This is a genomic window from Bradyrhizobium liaoningense (assembly GCF_018130955.1).
Classification (GTDB): domain Bacteria; phylum Pseudomonadota; class Alphaproteobacteria; order Rhizobiales; family Xanthobacteraceae; genus Bradyrhizobium; species Bradyrhizobium liaoningense_C.
The window spans coordinates 1-17,885 of the sequence record NZ_JAFCJM010000023.1 but is presented as its reverse complement, the minus strand read 5'-3'; the positions used below and the strand labels follow the sequence as shown (position 1 = coordinate 17,885).

Here is a 17,885-nt window from a genome sequence, read left to right as displayed (position 1 = left end):
TTCTCAACGAGGAGATCTCCCCGTGCGCCTTCCCATTCTCGATCCGAAAGATTTGCGCAAAGAGCAGAAGCCGCTCTATGACGACATGCGAGCCGGCATCACGGACCATTTCAAGGGTTTTGTGAACATGCGCGACGACGGCGCGCTGCTCGGGCCCTGGAATCCCTGGCTCCGCGAGCCGCGCTTTGGCAAGCCGGTGTGGGAGCTCGTCAAGGCGATCGCGTCGAATCCGTTGCTGCCGCCAAACGTGCGCGAGGTGGCGATCCTCGTTACCGGCTCGCATTTCCGCTCCGGCTACGAGCTCTACGCGCATGTACTGGTCGCCGAGCAGCGCGGCCTGCCCGACGACAAGCTCGCGACCATCGTGGCCGGACAGCGGCCCGTCGACCTGACCAGGCAGGAGGCTGTGGCCTACGACATGGCCTCCGCCCTCGTCGGCGGCGGCGTGCTGCCGGAACTGACCTGGCGCGCGGCGGTCAAGGAGTTCGGCGAGCATGGCGCCGCAGAGCTGTCCTATCTCGTCGGCGTCTACTGCATGGTCTCGGTCACGCTGAACACGTTTGACGTGCCAGTGCCGGACTGATGCTCTAGTTGCGCACGGCGTAGAGCGGCGTGCGCAGCGTCACCTGGTAGGCCGGCTTTGGCATCCACGCGATCTGCGCGGTGATGCCGAACAGGCGGTTGTCGTTGTCGTCCATGCGGTCGAGATCGAGCCGGACGATCGGCTGGGTGAAGGGCTGGAACGGCGTCTGGTTCAAAAGCTGCGCGCCGGCGAACGACTGGATGCCGACGCGTCCGGTGAACTTCCAGTTGCTCGGCCATTGATAATAGCCACCGACATAGAAGATCTTGTTGGTTCCGATACGTGCGGCCTGGCTGTTGATGTCGGTATAGGTGTGCTGCGTGCCGGCAAGCCAGCCTCGCGTCTCGTCCGCGTCGAGCGCGTAGTCGAACTCCACGATGTTGTTGAACGAGGTCGTCGCACCAGGCACGTTCGGTATCGACTGGGTCACCGTCGATTGCAGTGTGACGGTCGGGATCACGCCGCCATTCTGCTGGTACAGATCGGCCTGAATGCCGATGTTCCAGCTCGTGATCTCCAGCGACGACCAGCCGGTGTTGCCGAGATTGATGCTGCTGGCCGACACGCCGCCATAGAGCGACACGCGATCGGTGACGTCGACGGTGAGTGGAAGATCGATCGCGACCGTCTGCGCAGCCGGCAGGCCGCCCGGAAACGAGGTGCCCTTCAAGGCTGCGAGCGCTTCGAGCGCCGCCGAGATCGACGAGTGGCCGAAGCCGAGGCCGAGCGCTCCGGCAGGGATCGCCGCATAGATCGTTCGCAGGTCGAGATAGATGTTCGGGACCGACGGCTTGGCGGGTTTTTCCTCCTCGTCCTCGGCGCCAAGCGCCACAGAGGTCATCGACAGGACGCACGCCAGCGCCGCCCCCGGAAGCCATCCGAGCGCCCCGAACGCCGATCTTGATGGTTGACCAGGGATCGCCACGTGATCGTCCGACAGCCTGCGGTTCGATACCATATCCGTCCCTAGATGGAACGCGGGCACTCCAAGCGTCAAGCTGTTTCCACGGCTCCTAGACTGTTGGCGCCGGCGCAGGTACCCTGCTGCAACAGCGACGACGCTAGCCCGCCAAATACGTCAGCAGACCAGATAGGATAATAGCGATGAAGACGTCACGCCGTACCATGCTTGCCGGAATGGCCGGGCTTGTCGCAGCACCGCAGGCCGCCTCTGCCTTCGTAGCGCCCGTCGCGACATCCGACATGACGGTGGCCGAAGAGCGCTACGCGCGAATGATCGCCGCCGCCCATGCGCCTGACGTCACCTGCGCCCGACAGGCAGAGCGTTACGCCGAAGCCCATTGGCCGGACTATGTCGGCGCCGCGCGGGCCGTGTTGAACGCGCGGGCCTAGGCCCGCGCGGGCGCGGCAGAAGCACGATGAATTTGGGTTAAATCGTCATCGCGCTTTGGCTCCTTGTTTGGGCACGATCTCCGCGCAAACGCGTTCCGCGTTTGTCGCTGGGGAACACCGCTGCGCACTTTGCTCTAATGCGGCCCTGCGGGTCCGGATCGTGCTCCAGGTTGCGCGTATCGCCACGAAGAACGCCTTCGCCTGCGCGCGAAGCTCCGACGATTGCTACGCGAGCTCGTCCGCCGAGCCAAGCAATCGCGTCACGGCCTCCCCCGCTGGCGTCACGAAGACCTCCACGCACACCCGCCTCCAGGGCTTGCCGAAGCGGCCGCACCGAACTGCTATCGTTTCAAGATGCATGCGAACGCCGTTCCGGAAACCGACGGCAACCTGCCGAAACCAGCGCTCACAGGATTGGCAACGGCTGCGTAAGCACCTGATCCCTAGGCTCGATGCATCATGGCTCCGGTCAAGGTGCGTTTCTCGTTGGACATCGTCACGGCAAGTTTCTCCCGCCTGCTCGCGCGCTTCTGCGCGGACCGCCGCGGCAATATCGCGATCATCTTCGCCCTGTCGTTGCTGCCGATCCTCTCCTTCATGGGCGCGGCCGTCGACTATTCGCTGGCCGTTCGCGCGCAAGCGAAGCTGATGTCGGCGCTCGACGCCGCCGTGCTGGTCGCCACCGCCAATACCGAGATCACCAGGACGGCGGCGGCGGCGCAAAGCGACGCGCAGGCCATGTTCACCGCGCAGATGTCGGCCTACGGCATGGCCAGCACATCGCTGACGATCACCGTCACCGACAGCGTCACCACGCGGACCGCAACCGGGACGGCAACCGCGTCGGTGACGACCTATTTCATGGGAATCCTCGGCTACGCGACAATGACGATCTCGGCGAGCTCGTCGGCCGCGGCCTCGCTGCCGACCTATATGGATTTCTACGTGTTGCTGGACAATTCGCCGTCGCAGGGCCTCGGCGCAACCACGGCCGACATGACGGCGTTGCAGAACGCCACCTCGGATAGCTGCGCCTTCGCGTGCCACGACACCTATACGTCGAGCTCGAAGAAGACGCTGCAGACCAAGAGCTACTATTCGATCGCCAAGAAGCTCGGCATCACCATGCGGATCGACGTCGTGCGGGATGCCACCCAATCGCTTACGGATACCGCAGCTTCCAGCGAGCTCGTCAGCAACCAGTTCCGCATGGCGGTCTACAGCATGGGCAGCGATTGCAGCTCGGTCGGGCTGACGACGATCGCCGCGCTCTCGTCGAGCCTGTCGTCGGTGAAGACTGCGGTCTCGTCCGTCGACCTGATGACCATTCCCTACACCAATTACAACAACGACATGTGCACCGACTTCGACGGCATCCTGTCGTCGATGAACAAGGCCATTCCGACGCCGGGCGACGGCTCCTCCTCTTCGCCGCAGAAATGGCTGTTCTTCGTCTCGGACGGCGTGGCCGATTACTACTACCCGTCGACCTGCACGCAAACCGTGATCGCCTCGTCCGGCAGATGCCAGGAGCCGCTGACGACCACCATCTGCGACACGATCAAGGCGCGCGGCATCAAGATCGCCGTCCTCTACACGACGTATTTGGCGATCACCAGCAATAGCTGGTACACCACCTACATCGCACCCTGGCGCAGCTCGATCGCGACCAAGATGGAGGCCTGCGCAACGTCGGGCTATTACTATGAGGTGTCGAGCGACTCCAGCATCAGCAGTGCACTGAATGCGCTGTTCCAGAAGGCGGTCGCATCGGCGCATCTGACGAAATAGCCGGGCCGCTTGGGCCCGGCTATTCGGCGGCTAACCCATCTGCTCCCACAATTGATGAGCCAGCACGCCGGCGCGCTTCTCGATCGCGGCTGCGGCATCCAGCGCGAGGTCCTCGCGATAGCGGCCGGCGATGAGTTGCACGCCGATCGGCTGACCGCCATGCACTGTCACGGGCACCACAGCGCCGGGCAGGCCCAGCACGTTGATGGCGGAGATGAAGCGGATCTCGCCCCAGAAGATCTCGCGCACGCGCTCGGCGCTGACCGTGTCCTCGCGCGGGCCCGGCGTCGGCTTCACCGTGGTCGGCGCGAGCACGACCGGATACTCTTCGAAGAACAATTGCCAGGCGCGGATGTGGCCGTTGCGCGCGGCCGTGGCCTGCATCCAGGCCTTGAGGTCGAGCACGTTGGCCTTGGGCTTCATGCCGTTCCACGCCTTGTGAAAATCCTCCGAGGTCACCTTCAGCATTCCGGCTTCCTGCATCACCACGGTCTCGTTGGTGATGATGTCGCACCAGGTCTGCCAGACCCCGCTGACATCGGGCACCGCAACCTCTATAACGCGATAGCCAGCGCGCTCCAGGTGATCGGCCGCCTGCCGCAGCGCCGCGGCGACCTGCGGATCGACGTCCATATCCTCGGGGATCTTGGCCAGCGCGACCTTGATCGGCCCCTTCGGCTTCGGCCCGACCAGCGGCGCGGGTACCCACCAGGGATCGCGCGGATCGCGCTGGCTCATCACCTCGAGCGCCAGGCGGACGTCGCCGACATGGCGCGCGAGCGGCCCCTGCGCCGACATCAGATGCGCGAGCATCGGACGTTCCGCCGTGGCGCTCTGGTTGAACGCGGGGATGCGGCCTTGGGTCGGCTTGATGGTCGCTACCCCGTTGCAATGGGCCGGCCAGCGCAGCGAGCCGCCGATGTCATTGCCATGCGCGATCGTGCCGATGCCGGCGGCGACTGCCGCCCCGGCGCCCCCCGACGAACCGCCGCAGGTAATGTCCGGATCCCACGGATTGAGCGTGAGGCCATGCAGCGGATTGTCGGTAAAGCCGCGGAAGGAGAATTCCGGCGTGTTGGTGAGGCCGATCACGATCGCACCGGCCTTCTTCAGGTTACGCACAACGGGCGAGTCCGACGGCGCAATGAGGTTCTTGTTCGCCGGCACGCCGTTGAAATTGGGCCGGCCCTCATAGTCGACGTTCTCCTTCACGGTGACGGGCACGCCAAGCAGCAGGCCGAGCGCGCCGCCCTTGGCGCGCTGCTTGTCCGCGGCATGCGCCGCGGCAAGCGCCTCTTCGGAGAGGTCGACGACGACGGCGTTGAGTTTTGGATTGACCGCACGCATGCGCTCGAGATGCGATTCCACCGCTTCGACGGCGGAGACGGCGCCTGAGCGGATGGCTGCCGCCGTGTCGACGGCGGACCATTGCCAGATCTGCCCCTTCGGGCGGCGCGGCTGACTGGCGGCCTTGGCCGGAGCGGCCTTCGTGCTCAACGCTTTCTTCGCCTGCTTGCTCGCCTTCCTGGTGGTGTTCGCCGCACCCTTGCGGGCAGCCGCGGTCTTGCCCGATATTTTCTTCACCGCCGTCTTCTTCGTCACAGCCCTCTTCCCCACGTCGCATCTCCAAAAAAAATTGCGCGGCGGAGGTTATGGGGGATGCAAAGATGTGTACAGGTCCGTTTCTGCATGGGCACTGGCGCGCCGATGCGGCGAGTCGTCAGCGACCAATGTGACTTTCGATTGCCAAGGGGAGCAGCTTGCAGGATGCTAAGGGCTTTCGGATTCCGAGGGCGCGCCATGGAGCGGCGTCGATGGATCATTCGGTAGCGGGGGCGGCCGTCCCGCGACATGATCCCGGACGGCACAAGGGAGCAAGATGAAGCATTACGACGTGATTGTACTCGGCCTCGGCGCCATGGGCTCTTCGGCGCTCTATCAGCTCGCATCGCGGAATGTGAGCGTGCTGGGAATCGATCAGTACGATCCTCCACACCGGCTCGGCTCTACGCATGGCGAGAGCCGGATCACGCGCGTGGCCTTCGGTGAAGGCCCCATGTATTCGGCTCTCGCAAGGCGCTCGCATCGCATCTGGACCGAGCTAGAAGAGCAGCTTGATGTCAGTCTCATGAGGCTGAATGGGCTTGCCGTCATAGGCGGCCCGAGGGGTGCGCATCGACACCAGAATCCCCGCTTTGTCGAAACGACCGAAGAAGCGGCCGATTTGGCCGGTGTGACGTATGAGCGTCTGTCACCGGCCGAATTGATGGCCCGACATCCAGCGTTCCGGATCTCGGACGACGAAAAAGTCTATTACGACAGGGACAGCGGTTACGCGATGCCTGAAGCGTGCATCCGCGCGCAGCTTGTCCGCGCGCGTCAACAAAACGCTGACATCAGAATCAACGAGCGCGTCCTTTCTTATGAGAATGTATCCGGCGGCGTTTCCGTCGTGACGGATCGCGGCGTCTATCACGCCGGTCAACTCATCATCACCGCGGGGCCCTGGCTTCCGCAGTTGCTGCGTTCACCCGTGGAGCTCAAGGTGCAGCGCCAGGTGCTGTACTGGTTCGCGCTTGCAGACCGGAAAGCTCTTGAAATGTACCGGCCGGATAATTTCCCTACCTTTATCTGGATGGTTCCGGATCGAGATCAGAATATCTATGGACTTCCTGCGCTGGGCGGCGTTTCGGATGGCGTGAAGGTCGCGACGGAACAGGAGTTGACGGAAGACACGCCTGAAAGCGTGTCTCGGATCGTTTCCGAGGAGGAACGGCGCTCGATGTTTGCGACCTATGTCGAGCCGTTCTTCAACGGCGTGACATCGCAATGCGTCAGGGCCGAAGTCTGCCTATATACGAAAATCAAGGATGCGCGGTTCATCATCGATCGCCATCCGGACATGCCGAACGTCCTCGTGGCCTCGCCGTGCTCCGGGCACGGCTTCAAGCATTCCGGCGGCATCGGTGAAGTTCTGGCAAAGCTGGCGCTTGGCGAGACAATTCCAGCCGATATCGATATGCGACAATTTACGTTCGGGGATCCGCCGCGGTCAGGTGCAGCATAACGGGCGCTCAGGGAGTTGGGTTGCCGTCCCGGCATTGAGCGGAAGGAGCTGCCTCAGCGGACAATTGGAGCATAGCCGGAGTTTGTGATCTGGGAACAGGCCCCTAACGAGGATCTTGCGCAATGATCCCGATATGCTGCGTAGTTTATTGCTTGGCTTTGAATTGCGCTACGGAGTTGGCAACGCCAGTATCACGTTGTCGATCAGCCGGGTCGAGCCCACATAGGCTGCGACACAGAGCACCGCGGGGCGCCGCAGCGGACTGTCGGCAGTCTTGAGCGTGTCACCGTCGACAAGTTCAAGATACTGCAGTCGGTCAACTGTCTTTAGGTGCCTGCTGGCGATCGCAACCAACTTTTCCACGTTGCGCTCTCCTGAGCGAAACTCGTCGGCCGCAGCGAACAGTCCACGACTGATGGCGAGCGCCCGCCGCCGTTCTTCCTCGCTGAGATAGCGGTTACGACTGCTCATCGCGAGCCCATCGGGCTCCCGAACGGTTGGCACGGTGACGATCTCGATCGGAAGATTGAGATCATTGGTCATGCGACGCACGACCGCGCATTGCTGAAAGTCCTTCTGTCCAAAGAACACGACGTCCGGCTGCACCATGTTGAACAGCTTGCATACGACCGTCGCAACGCCGCGAAAATGCCCAGGCCTAAAGGCTCCGCATAGAGGTTTCGCGAGTTCGCCCGGATCGACGAAGGTCTCAAATTGAGTCGGATAAACTTCTTGCGCATCCGGTGCGAAGAGGATCGCAACACCGGCATCGCGGCACAGTTTCTCATCGCGCAGGAAGTCGCGCGGATAGGTGCTGAGATCCTCGTTTGGTCCGAACTGGGTCGGGTTGACGAAGATGCTAACAACAGTGACGTCGCATTGCGCCCGGCTCGCCGCGACCAGCGCCAGGTGGCCATCGTGGAGATAGCCCATCGTCGGCGCGAAGCCGACCCGTTTGTCGGCGCTGCGAGCCTTTGCGAGAGTGCGGCGAAGCTCAGCCACCGTCGTAATTGTTTGCATGTCGCGCTCTACATCAGGTTGGGTTGGAAGGGGCCCAGTTTGTGATTGCGTCGCCAAGGCCTTCGGGAAGACGATAGGACTCCTGGGGTCCCGGAAATGCACCACTGCGGACATCCGCCGCCCAGCGCGACAGCGCCCCGTGCAGCAGCTGAAATCCGTCTGCATAGGCGCGAACGAATTTGGGGCGGTGACCTTCAGTCAGGCCCAGCACGTCGTGAAACACGAGCACCTGCCCCGAACAGTCCGGACCGGCGCCGATTCCAATTGTCGGTATGGTCAAGGACTCTGTGGCTCGCGCAGCAAGCTCGGCCGGAATGCCTTCCAACACCAAAGCGAAACAGCCGGCCTCCTGCAGACGGTGGGCGTCATCGAGCAAACGCAGCGCCTCCTCGGCTTTCCGGCCCTGCACCTTGAAGCCACCCATGACATTGACGCTCTGGGGGGTAAGACCCAGATGGCCCATCACGGGAATCTCGCAATCGACCAGCGCACGTACCATATCGATACGTTTGCCGCCGCCCTCGAGCTTCACTGCGGCTGCGCCCCGCCGTAGGAATCCGCCGGCATTGCGTATCGTTTCCTCGACGCTGAGGTGAAAGCTGAGAAACGGCATGTCGGCCACGAGCAAGGCGCGAGGCTTGGTACGTGCAACGGCCTCCAGATGATGGTTCATCATCGCCATGCTGACCGGCAGCGTGTTCTCAAATCCGAGGCAAACATTACCGACACTGTCACCGACAAGAATGATATCGACCGCGGGATCCGCGATATGTGCCGCCACCGCGTCGTACGCGGTGGTCATGACGATCCGGCGGTGCTCCGCCTTCCACCGCTGCAGCATGGGACTCGTAACGCGCTCAACCGGCAGCTCCGAAACGCGGCTCATTCTAGATACCCATCCGTCGAGGATCTCAGTTCGATTCTGCGGTGCGAAGCGGCACGGCTTTGATGTCGCCAAACTCGCCGACTATCTCAAAGCCATACCGACCCAGAGCGTCCGAAGTGACCGAGTATGTCAGGCGATCAGCAATCTGGTTGCTGCGATCGAAGGTGAGAATCTTCGGCTTCAATTCAACAATTCGCTGCTCGTCCAAGTAGGACGAACTGCAGATGATGAGCTGGTCACCTACCTGACAGGTCCGCGCAGCGGCGCCGTTGAGGACACAGCAACGCGAACCGCGTGCGCCGAAAATGACATAAGTCGAGATGCGCGCTCCCGAGTTCTTGTTCCAAATCTCCACGAACTCCATCGGCAGAATGCCAACCTCGTGGCAGTGATCTGGATCGAGGGTGACTGAACCGTGGTAATGAAGATTGGCCTCCGTAACATGGATGCCGTGCAGCTTTGCAGCGAGTACTTTTCTCATTCGAACTACCGTTGAGCTTAGGGCACCCCGTGCTTCCTAGAAAGCGCGGAAGAAAACTGTCAACCGGGCGAGGAAAAAAGAAATCGACGCCTCGAAAATGACCCGCGAACGCATGGAAATTCCCTTTGGTTGCGCGATCACGAGACGAAGACTTCTCGACCCGTGCATTGGGTCATGCGGGCGCGGCCAACGGCTTCGGCAGACTCGTCGACAAGCCGTCGCGATCGGCGCTCGATCCGGCCTGCTTCTAGACTAGCTCATCGGCTGCATCCCTTATTGGGACGTAGATTTCGGCGAGTTCCGCCGCCGTGATGCAATTCGGCTGCATGAAGTAAGTCGTATTGCCAGGCGGGCGCAGCAGTAGATCTCGATCGCCAAGAGCGGGGTTGGGCGTCAACTGCTCGGAACACTCTCGTGAACCGGCGAAGGCTGCCCATTGACCGGCTGCGCATGGTCTAGATTGGATTTGATGCCGAGCCGCTTGAGCAGTTCCGCGTCGCGGTCGCGCTGCGGGTTGCGCGTGGTGAGAAGCACGTCGCCGACGAAGATCGAATTGGCGCCGGCGAGAAAGCACAACGCCTGCAATTCGTCAGTCATGTATTGCCGCCCGGCAGACAGCCGCACCACGCTTTGTGGCATCATGATGCGGGCGACTGCGACTAGCCGCGCGAGCCCGATCGGATCGGGCCGCTCCGCCGTGTCGTTGACCGGCACGCCCTTGACCTCGTTCCAGAGGTTGATCGGCACACTCTCCGGATGGCTCGGAAGATTGGCGAGCAGCACCAGCATGCCGAGCCGGTCAGCGACGCGCTCCCCCATGCCGATGATGCCGCCGCAGCAAACCTTAATGCCCGCCGCGCGCACCTCGGTGAGCGTGTCAATACGATCCTGCAAGGTCCGCGTGGTGATGATCTGGCCGTAGAATTCAGGCGAGGTGTCGACATTGTGGTTGTAGAAGTCGAGACCGGCTTCGCGCAAGCGCTGCGCCTGCGGAGCCGTCAGCATGCCAAGCGTCACGCAGGTTTCCATTCCGAGGCCCTTCACGGCGCTAACCATGTCGCAGACCTGATCGAGGTCGCGGTCCTTCGGGCTGCGCCACGCCGCTGCCATGCAGAAGCGCGCCGCGCCTGCCGCTTTCGCGCGCTCGGCGGTCGCGATCACATCCGCAATGTCCATCAGCCGTGTCGCTTTCAGCCCCGTGCCATAGTGCGAACTCTGCGAGCAATAACCGCAATCCTCAGGGCAGCCACCCGTCTTGATGCTGAGAAGGCTCGCGGTCTCCACGTGATTGGGATCGAAGTGGCGGCGGTGAACGGCCTGGGCACGGAACATCAGGTCGGAAAACGGCACATCGTACAGCGCCTCCGCCTCCGCACGCGTCCAGTCATGGCGGACAGGTTCGATGTCGCAGCCATCGTACGGTTTTGCTTTCACGCCAGGGACTATCTGAGCCACGAGGCCTCCTATGCAATCATAGATAATCCGTACGATTATCTATGATATTCTGCCTTGAGGTATGCTAGTCGACGCCAATCCGCTCTGCACGCGGTTTTATGATAGATAATCTATGATGAGCGAAAGCGAGAACGCTACGACTGCGCAACGCATTGCCCGGTCGATCGGGGAGCGCATCATCAGCGGTGCGCTACAACCAGACGCACCGCTGCGGCAGGACCATATCGCGCGCGAATTTAACTCGAGCCACGTCCCCGTGCGGGAAGCTTTTCGACAACTGGAAGCACAACATCTCGCTATTGCCGCCCCCCGTCGCGGCGTGCGCGTGGCACCGCTCGACGCCAAGTCGGTGAAGGAGATCGCCGAGATGCGCGCCGCGCTGGAAGTGGTCGCGTTGCGGAATGCCGCGCCGAAACTCACGTCGGCTCATCTGGCGCGGATTGAGTTGGCCCTGATCGAAGCAGACAACGCAGAGACGCTTCAGGAGTTCGAGATCGCCAATCGCACATTTCACCACGCCCTGGTGGCGCCCTGCGCAATGCCTCGATTGCTCGCCTGCCTCGATGGGCTGCAACTCGCAAACTCGCGATTGGTATTCGCGATGGCGCGCAGCGCCGGATGGCGTCCGCGCTCCAATCAGGATCACCGCTTGATTCTGCAAGCACTACGATCGCGCAATATCGACCAGGCCTGCGATCTGCTTGCGCGCCATATTCAAACCATTGAGCGCCTCACCTTCCCGGCGTCATGATCAGGAATAACAATGCATTCGCCGAGCACGCACGCGGTGTCTGTTGCAGGCGCGATACCAAGATCGCCCTTTCATCTCACACGAGCGAAAGACAGCCATGATCCGTCACATCGTCTTATTCAGCGCCAAGGAAAAGGTCGACATCGACCGAATCGTGGACGGACTCTCGGTTCTCACCGCCATCCCGCATGCACGCCGGCTCGAGATCGGGCGCAATCGCAAGACCGACCAGCTCGGCAATGACATTGACGTCGTGGTTTACGGCGAATTCGAGAACGAGGCACAGCTCGCCGCCTACAAAGCACACGATCTCTATAAGGAATCGATCAAGCGGGTGCGGCCACTACGGGAACTTCGGTTCGCGGCCGACTTTGATTCGACGGATGTTTCCCCGCAAACATAATGTACGTGCGAGAACTGCCCTGGATCGAGCCGGTAATGGCGATGCGCTGTCGCGCTATCCCGGTCCCGATGGCATTTCATTCGTTCGGCGGTCGGAAGGCTTCGCTGTTCGGCGATCACCACATACACGGTCCCTAAGGCGTTCGGTTCTATACCAAGCTGAAAACCATCACGACGCGGTGGCCGACGGGTATTCGGGCCGGCGCTGAGTTCGTGATGCCGACGATGAGCTGACGGCTCGGGCAGCTGCAAGCCGGCGCTTTATGACCGCACATGCTGTGAAAGCCCAAGGGCTGTGTCGGCGCAAAGCACGCCGTATCGTCAGGCATCCCGTTTCAGTATCCACTCGACGGCAGGGTCTGGAACAAAACGCCATTTGCGCAGCGGCCCCGCCATGACATTGAGATAGTACATTTCAAACCCATAGGGTGCGCCGCACGGGTGGTGTCCGCGCGGCACCAGGACCACGTCGCCGTCATACACGGCCATGGTCTCGTTCAGCTGCAGATTGTCGGTATAGACGCGCTGAATGCCGAAGCCGTTTCCGGGACTGATCCGGTGGAAATAGGTCTCTTCCAGATAGGTTATGCGGGGGTAGTCGTCCTCATCGTGACGATGGGAGGGATAGCTCGACCAATGGCCGGCGGGTGTAAAGACTTCGGTCACCAGGAGCGAGTCGCAATAATCCTCATTCTCCATGGCGATGTTGTTGATGTAGCGCGTATTGGCGCCCTTGCCGCGCTCGGTCAGTGTGATGCCATCGGGGCCGATGCGGCGTGCCTTGTGTCCGCTCCGCCCAGGGGCGGAACAGACGGCAATGGTGCAGTCGGTCTCGGCGACGGTCTCCCATGCCTCGCCATTCGGTACATAGAGGCAGTGAGGCGGCGTCCTCTCGAAGACATTCATCCGTTCGCCGAGCGTGCCCCAATCCTGGCCGGCAGCGATCATGGCAGCCTTGCCCTCGACCATCACGAGAATGACCTCGCGGTCTCCAGTCGCTTCGGCCGCACGTTCGCCCGCGCGGAGACGATAGAGTGAAAAGCCGACATAACGCCAATCGGCATTGACTGGGGTGATCTCATGGACCTTGCCATGAGTGCCAAAGGGCTTGCGCAGCAGATTGGTCATTCGTTGTCCTCCGGGTTGGCCAGCACGATCAGCCGAAAGCACGCTGGCCGGCGGCGTTCCGGTTGTAGCGTATGGACCGCGCATGACCCACAAAATCGATTTCGGGCTGCACCTCGACGTTGGTGTCCTTGTACATGTTGTTGAACTCCGCCCGCCGCACTCGCCTTTTCGTCTTGGCGTAGGCGACGGCGGCGTGAGCCATTGTTTGTTCGTTCTGCCCGCGCCACGTGGGCAGCGCGTCGCCGATGCCGTGCAGCGCCTCGCCCAGCCCGGCTACGTTGCCGTGTCCGAAGATGGCCCAGACGCCCTCGATGAAGCACTCATCCTGTTCGGTCATCTGGACCGAAAGCCAGCGGACCATCGCCTGCGCGGCAGTCAGCCGGATTGTCTTCGTCATGCTGCCGTCTCCCGTGCCGCTGCCCTGGCTTCATCCCAGATCGAGCACAGGCGTTGATAGCGTTTCGCCATCTCGGCAACGGCCGCGCTGTCTTCTATCTCGCCTTTCATCCAGCCCCGCGCCACATCGCCGAAGATCGTCCGGCCCACGGCAAAGCCCTTGACGAGATCAAAGCCGGCGGCGACTTCGAAGCTCGCTGCCAATTCTGTCTCTGGCGCATCGAGTCCCAGCACCACGATGCCGCGCGTGTGCCGGTCGTTGTTCTCGATCGCGGAAATGGCATTCGCCCAAGCAGTTGCAGTCTTCATGGGCTCGAGCTTCCACCAGTCGGGAAAGACGCCGATGTCGTAAAATTGCTGGATCAGGATCGCCGTGGTCTCGTCGTCCACCGGTCCCACCTTGGACGGAATGATCTCCAGCAGGAATTCAAGGTCGTTGCGTCGCGCCGCCTCGAAAAGGCGTTTCACTGTCGCTTCCTGGCGCACGCGCGTGGCTGCATCGTCGTTCGGATGGCAGAAGCACAAGACCTTGACGACATTCTCGCGAGCCCATGCATCCAGCCCGCCGCAATCGCTGCCCAGTTCCGGTTCGAGCTCGAGCGGCCGCGAGCCCGGCCATTCGCAGGGCCGCCCGATCCATAGACCGGTGCCGGACGCCGCGTGCAGAGCGCGCCGGCCAATACGGTTGTCGCAAAGGATGCCGTAACCAGGCCGCCCGGCCTGAACTTGCAGAGCGGCCTTCAGACATAGCTCCTTGAATGCGGCGCCCTTTCCGGGTGTGTAACCCGCCATCTCCTCAAGCTGCATACGATGGTCAAAGGCGAAGACCCGGCATTCTGACCAGTCGCCTCCATGATTGCGATGGCGGTTGCTCGACCAGTGGATCTGTTCGAGCTCCCGATCGTTCCGCAGATCGGGCCGCTTGATTCCGCGTTGAAGAAAGAAGCCGAGTTCTTCAAGCGACGGGTAAGCTGGCGTGCATCCGTGGCGCGAGACGGCAAACGCTCCGCAGGCGTTCGCGCATTTCAGCGCCGTCGGCCAATCCGCGTCCTCCAACCAGCCCTTCAGCAAGCCGGCGAAGAACCCGTCGCCCGCCCCCAGCACGTTGAACACCTCGATCGGGAAACCGGGACCGGTTTGCCCATCGTCCAGCTTGGCCGGAATCGCACCCACGTAAGCCGCAGCGCCGGCAGCGCCGCGCTTGCATATGAGCGTGGCGCCGGAAACCTTGCGCACCGCGCGCAATGCTTCAAGCGTGTCGGTCGAGCCGCCAGCAATGTGAAACTCCTCTTCGGTGCCGACGATCAGATCGAACAGATGCAGCGTCGATTGCAGCTTTGCCGTGACCTTCCCGCTTTCCACGAAGCGGCTTTCACCTGCGCCGTGGCCGGCCACGCCCCACAGGTTCGGGCGATAGTCGATGTCGAGCGCGGTGCGCAGCCCGTTCTTGCGGGCGAGCGCCAGCGCCTTCAAGACCGCGGCTTCGGTACGAGGGTTGCTCAAATGCGTGCCCGTCACAACCAGCGCGCGCGCCGAGGCGATATAGTCCTCGTGGATGTCGTCCTCGCTCAGCGCCATGTCGGCGCAGTTCTCGCGATAGAAGATCAGCGGGAAACGCTCCTCATCGCGGATGCCCAGGAGTACCAGCGCCGTCAGCCGCTCCGGGTCAGTCACGACCCCTCCGACATCCACGCCCTCGCGTACGAGTTGTTCGCGGACGAAACGGCCCATGTGCTCGTCACCCACGCGAGTAATCAAGCCGGATTTCAGGCCGAGCCGCGCCGCGCCACACGCGATATTGGTCGGAGAACCGCCGATATATTTGTTGAACGACCCCATATCCTCAAGGCGGCCGCCGACCTGGGCTCCGTAGAGATCGACCGAGGATCGGCCAATGGTGATTACGTCGAGTGATTTCATGTCAAATCTTCCCGCCTCTCAGAAACCAGTGCGCGCCAGAAAAGTCCGGCTGGACGCCAGATCGTCCAGGATGCTGCCGGCGTTGCGCGGGTCGCGCTCCTGTTCGATCGTGATGTAGCCTCTCTTGGCTTATCGAGATTGTAGAACACGGCGCCAGCGGCTTCGAGCTTGGGTACGTCAAGCATCAGCAAGAACGCTAGGTCGGGCGCGCCTCCATCCACACCATCCCACACGACCAAACTATCTGTGTAGAACATAGACAATCGGTAGTTCTGAATCTCTGTGAGGAAGGGCGGGAGAACCGGACAAGACCGACCTCCTTGCAGTGGGCGACTCGAGCAAATTCCGAACAACGTGCGCGGCGGTAAGAATCCCCCGAGGTGGCCAAGCCTTGCGAAGGTCCCTGATCCTGCCAAGGACCCCGAGCCATCTTCCGCGAACTTCAAGAATCCGACGACTGAAAAGCAAGCATCGGCCACGGCCTGATCATCAATTGCGATCGTAATCGCTTGTCCCAACCCTGGTCAGAACGTGGTCAGGTCACGAAAGCGCAAATGGACCAAGTCTTTGATTTTTTTCTACAATCAATCGCGGGGACGATGATGGCGGAGAGAGTGGGATTCGAACCCACGGTACGGTTTCCCGCACACACGCTTTCCAAGCGTGCGCCTTAAGCCACTCGGCCATCTCTCCGGAGCGCCCTCTCTTGAAGGGGCGCCGCCGATTTTGCAAGGGACTGCTTGGCCCTCCGGCGAAATTTCCTTAAGTATTTGTATTTTAAGTGGAATATTATACTGGCCAGTGGCGTGCGGGCGGCCCGGCGGCTGAACCGGACGCGGCTCTGGCGCGACGATTCACAAGAAACCAGGGGACGCCGAGAGGGGCACCATGACCAAGCATCGATCCATCGCCGCGCTGGGCGTCCTGTCGGCGCTCACCTTTGCCGCGATCGCGCCCGCCGCAGCGCAGGTCTGCTCGCGCCAGGGCATCGACGTCACCTGCAATGACGGCCGGCGCGGGGTGCTGGCGGGCGAAGTCATTATCTGGGCCGACGGCACGCGCTCGAGCGCCGCGCCGCATCCGAGCGTCATCATCGGCAACAAATCGTCCGTGCATGTCGGTACCGGCGTCTTCGTCGGCGAAGGCAACGGCAAGGTGCCGCTGGACGATCCCAACGCGCCCAACAAGACGCGCTGCGCGATCCTCGACGGCGTGTCGTATTGTTATTGATTGGAGCCTCCCCCTCTCCCCGTCCTTACCTAGGGGATTCCCGGATTTTGTTCTTGGGTGGCAAGAGCATAGCCCTCGAGCGTGGCGGCGAGGCGGCTCCAGCCGTCTCGCATGGTCTTTGGTCCTGGTGGCTTATAGTAGCAATTCCATCCCCCGAGCCGGGCTGCGATCCAGGAGATGAAGGCGAGTGAGTCGGAAGGATGTGGATTTTTCTGACGTGACGTCTTGCCTTCCAGCTTCTTCGACAAGCGTTCGAGAGCCGTGGTGAAGTTGGTATCGATGACGTCGCTGGCGGGCCGAGGCCCGCCGTCTCTGGCATCGACCAGTTGGATGGTTCGAATGGCGCCGGCGAGGCCTATCGCTGCGAGATTGAACATACGCTCGGCGTCGGCGAGCTGACTGTCATCAAGCGCCAAGCCGTCGCTCTTGAGCGCGCGGAAGGTCTGCTCGATCCGCCAGCGCAAGCGATAGAGTCGGACAATATCTTCGGCGTCAGCAACGCAGGCAACGCTGTGAGTTGTGAGCAAGCGCCACAGAATTGGTGTCTTGCCGGGCGGCGCATCGATCTCCCGAACTTCCACTAAAGTAAGCTCGACCTCATCGGGGGCCTCGGACCGCCTCATATTGGGCGGGCGGGCAATCCGCACGCCTCCGGCGTATAACTCCACGATTGCCTTGCGCCCTTTATCGCCCGGCCCGCGAGGCGCCACTTGCACCGTACGGCTCCCTAGCGGCTGGGCAGCAGCAAGTGCCGTGAACAGCGATCCTTCATTCGCCAGGGATCGATCTTGACCCGAACGCACGATCAGATGGAGCCGCTTCGGTTTGCGGGCGAACAACAGGTAAATGTCACCTTCGCGATCGGCCACCATCGTCACTTCGGCTGCCTCGGACAAGACGCTGGCCGCGGCTTGGCAGCCCGACAGCCAGCGCGCCGATTCCTTGTCCTCAATCGCGCGGCTGCGGCGGGACGTGACGCGATCCGCCGAACGCGTCCAAATCTCCGCATCAACGAGGCCCACCATCGCCTCACACGCGACATCAATGGCAACCACCGGATGAATGAAGAAGCCGGGCGTCTTGCCGTCGCCTGCAGGCCCAAAGCCGCGACGCTTCTTGTCACGGCCAGCAAAATTGATCTCCGTCGTGTCCTGAACCGCCAGAACTCGGCAGCCGACGCATTGCTGGGCCGTGCGCGCAGCCAGCGTCTCTACGATCCGGTCAACCGAGACGTAGGGCGACGACAGGAACCTGTGCACCGCCTTCTCGCCGGCGCGGGTCTCCCCCAGCTTGCGCAGCACCAGCGTTCCCGCCGTGGCCACCCGCTCAATCAGCCAATCAGCTCGCTCAGCAACCCGAATATCGCCAAAAGACATCCCATGCCTCCCGTCCCAAACAGGTCGAAAGGCCTTGAATCACATT

Annotated in this window: 16 protein-coding genes, 1 tRNA gene and 3 pseudogenes; 8 read left to right on the top strand and 12 right to left on the bottom strand. The window is 62.0% G+C overall.

The window, feature by feature from the left end; genetic code table 11:
* The first annotated feature begins 22 nt into the window (after window positions 1-22).
* Entirely contained in the window at window positions 23-583 is a 561-nt protein-coding gene (locus JQ632_RS20050) for a carboxymuconolactone decarboxylase family protein (protein WP_212404300.1), read from the top strand.
* 4 nt (window positions 584-587) lie between these two features.
* Here the strand turns inward: JQ632_RS20050 and JQ632_RS20045 are convergent, their stop codons facing one another.
* Window positions 588-1,424, bottom strand: a complete 837-nt coding sequence (locus JQ632_RS20045) for a hypothetical protein (protein ID WP_212404299.1) — start codon at window positions 1,422-1,424, stop codon at window positions 588-590.
* Window positions 1,425-1,687: 263 nt separating this feature from the next.
* On the opposite strand from JQ632_RS20045, the gene JQ632_RS20040 reads away from it, so the two are divergent.
* Both JQ632_RS20040 and JQ632_RS20035 read left to right on the top strand, forming a co-directional pair.
* Window positions 1,688-1,936, top strand: coding sequence for a hypothetical protein (locus JQ632_RS20040; protein ID WP_212404298.1), 249 nt, complete (start codon window positions 1,688-1,690; stop codon window positions 1,934-1,936).
* A gap of 459 nt (window positions 1,937-2,395) precedes the next feature.
* Entirely contained in the window at window positions 2,396-3,727 is a 1,332-nt protein-coding gene (locus tag JQ632_RS20035) for a TadE/TadG family type IV pilus assembly protein (RefSeq protein ID WP_212404297.1), read from the top strand.
* Window positions 3,728-3,757: 30 nt separating this feature from the next.
* Here JQ632_RS20035 and JQ632_RS20030 read toward each other — a convergent pair whose 3' ends face one another.
* Complete coding sequence (locus tag JQ632_RS20030) at window positions 3,758-5,329, bottom strand: amidase (RefSeq protein ID WP_212404296.1); 1,572 nt, start codon at window positions 5,327-5,329, stop codon at window positions 3,758-3,760.
* Between the two features lie 277 nt (window positions 5,330-5,606).
* Between JQ632_RS20030 and solA the strand changes: the two genes are divergently transcribed.
* Entirely contained in the window at window positions 5,607-6,794 is a 1,188-nt protein-coding gene (solA, locus tag JQ632_RS20025; RefSeq protein ID WP_212404295.1) for an N-methyl-L-tryptophan oxidase, read from the top strand.
* 168 nt (window positions 6,795-6,962) lie between these two features.
* Here the strand turns inward: solA and panC are convergent, their stop codons facing one another.
* The 4 genes from panC to bioB all read right to left on the bottom strand — a co-directional run bounded on the left by panC (window position 6,963) and on the right by bioB (window position 10,627).
* On the bottom strand, window positions 6,963-7,814 hold the full coding sequence (panC, locus tag JQ632_RS20020; protein ID WP_212404294.1) for a pantoate--beta-alanine ligase: 852 nt from the start codon (window positions 7,812-7,814) through the stop codon (window positions 6,963-6,965).
* Window positions 7,815-7,827: 13 nt separating this feature from the next.
* Window positions 7,828-8,700 carry a 3-methyl-2-oxobutanoate hydroxymethyltransferase gene (gene panB / locus JQ632_RS20015; RefSeq protein ID WP_212404293.1) on the bottom strand — a complete coding sequence of 291 codons (873 nt, stop codon included), beginning with the start codon at window positions 8,698-8,700 and terminating at the stop codon, window positions 7,828-7,830.
* A 25-nt stretch (window positions 8,701-8,725) separates the two neighbouring features.
* Window positions 8,726-9,181, bottom strand: coding sequence for an aspartate 1-decarboxylase (panD, locus tag JQ632_RS20010; RefSeq protein WP_212404292.1), 456 nt, complete (start codon window positions 9,179-9,181; stop codon window positions 8,726-8,728).
* Window positions 9,182-9,574: 393 nt separating this feature from the next.
* Entirely contained in the window at window positions 9,575-10,627 is a 1,053-nt protein-coding gene (gene bioB, locus JQ632_RS20005; RefSeq protein WP_409363501.1) for a biotin synthase BioB, read from the bottom strand.
* Between the two features lie 121 nt (window positions 10,628-10,748).
* Here bioB and JQ632_RS20000 point away from each other — a divergent pair, with 121 nt between their 5' ends.
* The 3 genes and pseudogenes from JQ632_RS20000 to JQ632_RS39505 form a co-directional block, all read left to right on the top strand.
* On the top strand, window positions 10,749-11,387 hold the full coding sequence (locus JQ632_RS20000) for a GntR family transcriptional regulator (protein WP_212404291.1): 639 nt from the start codon (window positions 10,749-10,751) through the stop codon (window positions 11,385-11,387).
* A 97-nt stretch (window positions 11,388-11,484) separates the two neighbouring features.
* On the top strand, window positions 11,485-11,790 hold the full coding sequence (locus tag JQ632_RS19995) for a Dabb family protein (RefSeq protein WP_212404290.1): 306 nt from the start codon (window positions 11,485-11,487) through the stop codon (window positions 11,788-11,790).
* A 56-nt stretch (window positions 11,791-11,846) separates the two neighbouring features.
* Window positions 11,847-12,023: pseudogene (locus JQ632_RS39505) on the top strand (methylmalonate-semialdehyde dehydrogenase (CoA acylating)); the annotation flags it as partial.
* Between the two features lie 87 nt (window positions 12,024-12,110).
* Here the strand turns inward: JQ632_RS39505 and iolB are convergent.
* The 5 genes and pseudogenes from iolB to JQ632_RS19975 all read right to left on the bottom strand — a co-directional run bounded on the left by iolB (window position 12,111) and on the right by JQ632_RS19975 (window position 15,926).
* The gene (gene iolB, locus JQ632_RS19990; protein ID WP_212404289.1) at window positions 12,111-12,917 is read right to left on the bottom strand and encodes a 5-deoxy-glucuronate isomerase; all 807 of its coding nucleotides are present in this window, start codon (window positions 12,915-12,917) and stop codon (window positions 12,111-12,113) included.
* A 154-nt stretch (window positions 12,918-13,071) separates the two neighbouring features.
* A pseudogene (locus JQ632_RS19985) lies at window positions 13,072-13,314 on the bottom strand (3D-(3,5/4)-trihydroxycyclohexane-1,2-dione acylhydrolase (decyclizing)); the annotation flags it as partial.
* Window positions 13,311-15,233 (bottom strand): bifunctional 5-dehydro-2-deoxygluconokinase/5-dehydro-2-deoxyphosphogluconate aldolase, encoded by a 1,923-nt coding sequence (gene iolC, locus JQ632_RS19980; RefSeq protein WP_212404288.1) that lies wholly within the window; start codon window positions 15,231-15,233, stop codon window positions 13,311-13,313. The gene iolC and the pseudogene JQ632_RS19985, both read right to left, overlap by 4 nt.
* Window positions 15,234-15,251: 18 nt before the next feature.
* A pseudogene (locus JQ632_RS39500) lies at window positions 15,252-15,353 on the bottom strand (AP endonuclease); the annotation flags it as partial.
* Window positions 15,354-15,836: 483 nt separating this feature from the next.
* Window positions 15,837-15,926, bottom strand: a tRNA-Ser gene (locus JQ632_RS19975).
* A 195-nt stretch (window positions 15,927-16,121) separates the two neighbouring features.
* On the opposite strand from JQ632_RS19975, the gene JQ632_RS19970 reads away from it, so the two are divergent.
* A complete protein-coding gene (locus JQ632_RS19970; protein WP_212404287.1) occupies window positions 16,122-16,463 on the top strand; it encodes a hypothetical protein in 342 nt (113 codons plus the stop codon).
* A 29-nt stretch (window positions 16,464-16,492) separates the two neighbouring features.
* On the opposite strand, the gene JQ632_RS19965 is transcribed toward JQ632_RS19970, so the two are convergent.
* On the bottom strand, window positions 16,493-17,839 hold the full coding sequence (locus JQ632_RS19965; RefSeq protein ID WP_212404286.1) for an IS4 family transposase: 1,347 nt from the start codon (window positions 17,837-17,839) through the stop codon (window positions 16,493-16,495).
* Between the last annotated feature and the right edge of the window lie 46 nt (window positions 17,840-17,885).

Excerpts from the sequence above, each read along its gene's own strand:
- JQ632_RS20045 (WP_212404299.1), bottom strand. The coding sequence starts at position 1,424 with ATGACCTCTGTGGCGCTTGGCGCCGAGGACGAGGAGGAAAAACCCGCC.
- JQ632_RS20040 (WP_212404298.1), top strand. The coding sequence starts at position 1,688 with ATGAAGACGTCACGCCGTACCATGCTTGCCGGAATGGCCGGGCTTGTC.
- JQ632_RS20035 (WP_212404297.1), top strand. The coding sequence starts at position 2,396 with ATGGCTCCGGTCAAGGTGCGTTTCTCGTTGGACATCGTCACGGCAAGT.
- solA (WP_212404295.1), top strand. The coding sequence starts at position 5,607 with ATGAAGCATTACGACGTGATTGTACTCGGCCTCGGCGCCATGGGCTCT.
- panC (WP_212404294.1), bottom strand. The coding sequence starts at position 7,814 with ATGCAAACAATTACGACGGTGGCTGAGCTTCGCCGCACTCTCGCAAAG.
- panB (WP_212404293.1), bottom strand. The coding sequence starts at position 8,700 with ATGAGCCGCGTTTCGGAGCTGCCGGTTGAGCGCGTTACGAGTCCCATG.
- panD (WP_212404292.1), bottom strand. The coding sequence starts at position 9,181 with ATGAGAAAAGTACTCGCTGCAAAGCTGCACGGCATCCATGTTACGGAG.
- JQ632_RS20000 (WP_212404291.1), top strand. The coding sequence starts at position 10,749 with ATGATGAGCGAAAGCGAGAACGCTACGACTGCGCAACGCATTGCCCGG.
- JQ632_RS19995 (WP_212404290.1), top strand. The coding sequence starts at position 11,485 with ATGATCCGTCACATCGTCTTATTCAGCGCCAAGGAAAAGGTCGACATC.
- iolB (WP_212404289.1), bottom strand. The coding sequence starts at position 12,917 with ATGACCAATCTGCTGCGCAAGCCCTTTGGCACTCATGGCAAGGTCCAT.
- iolC (WP_212404288.1), bottom strand. The coding sequence starts at position 15,233 with ATGAAATCACTCGACGTAATCACCATTGGCCGATCCTCGGTCGATCTC.
- JQ632_RS19970 (WP_212404287.1), top strand. The coding sequence starts at position 16,122 with ATGACCAAGCATCGATCCATCGCCGCGCTGGGCGTCCTGTCGGCGCTC.
- JQ632_RS19965 (WP_212404286.1), bottom strand. The coding sequence starts at position 17,839 with ATGTCTTTTGGCGATATTCGGGTTGCTGAGCGAGCTGATTGGCTGATT.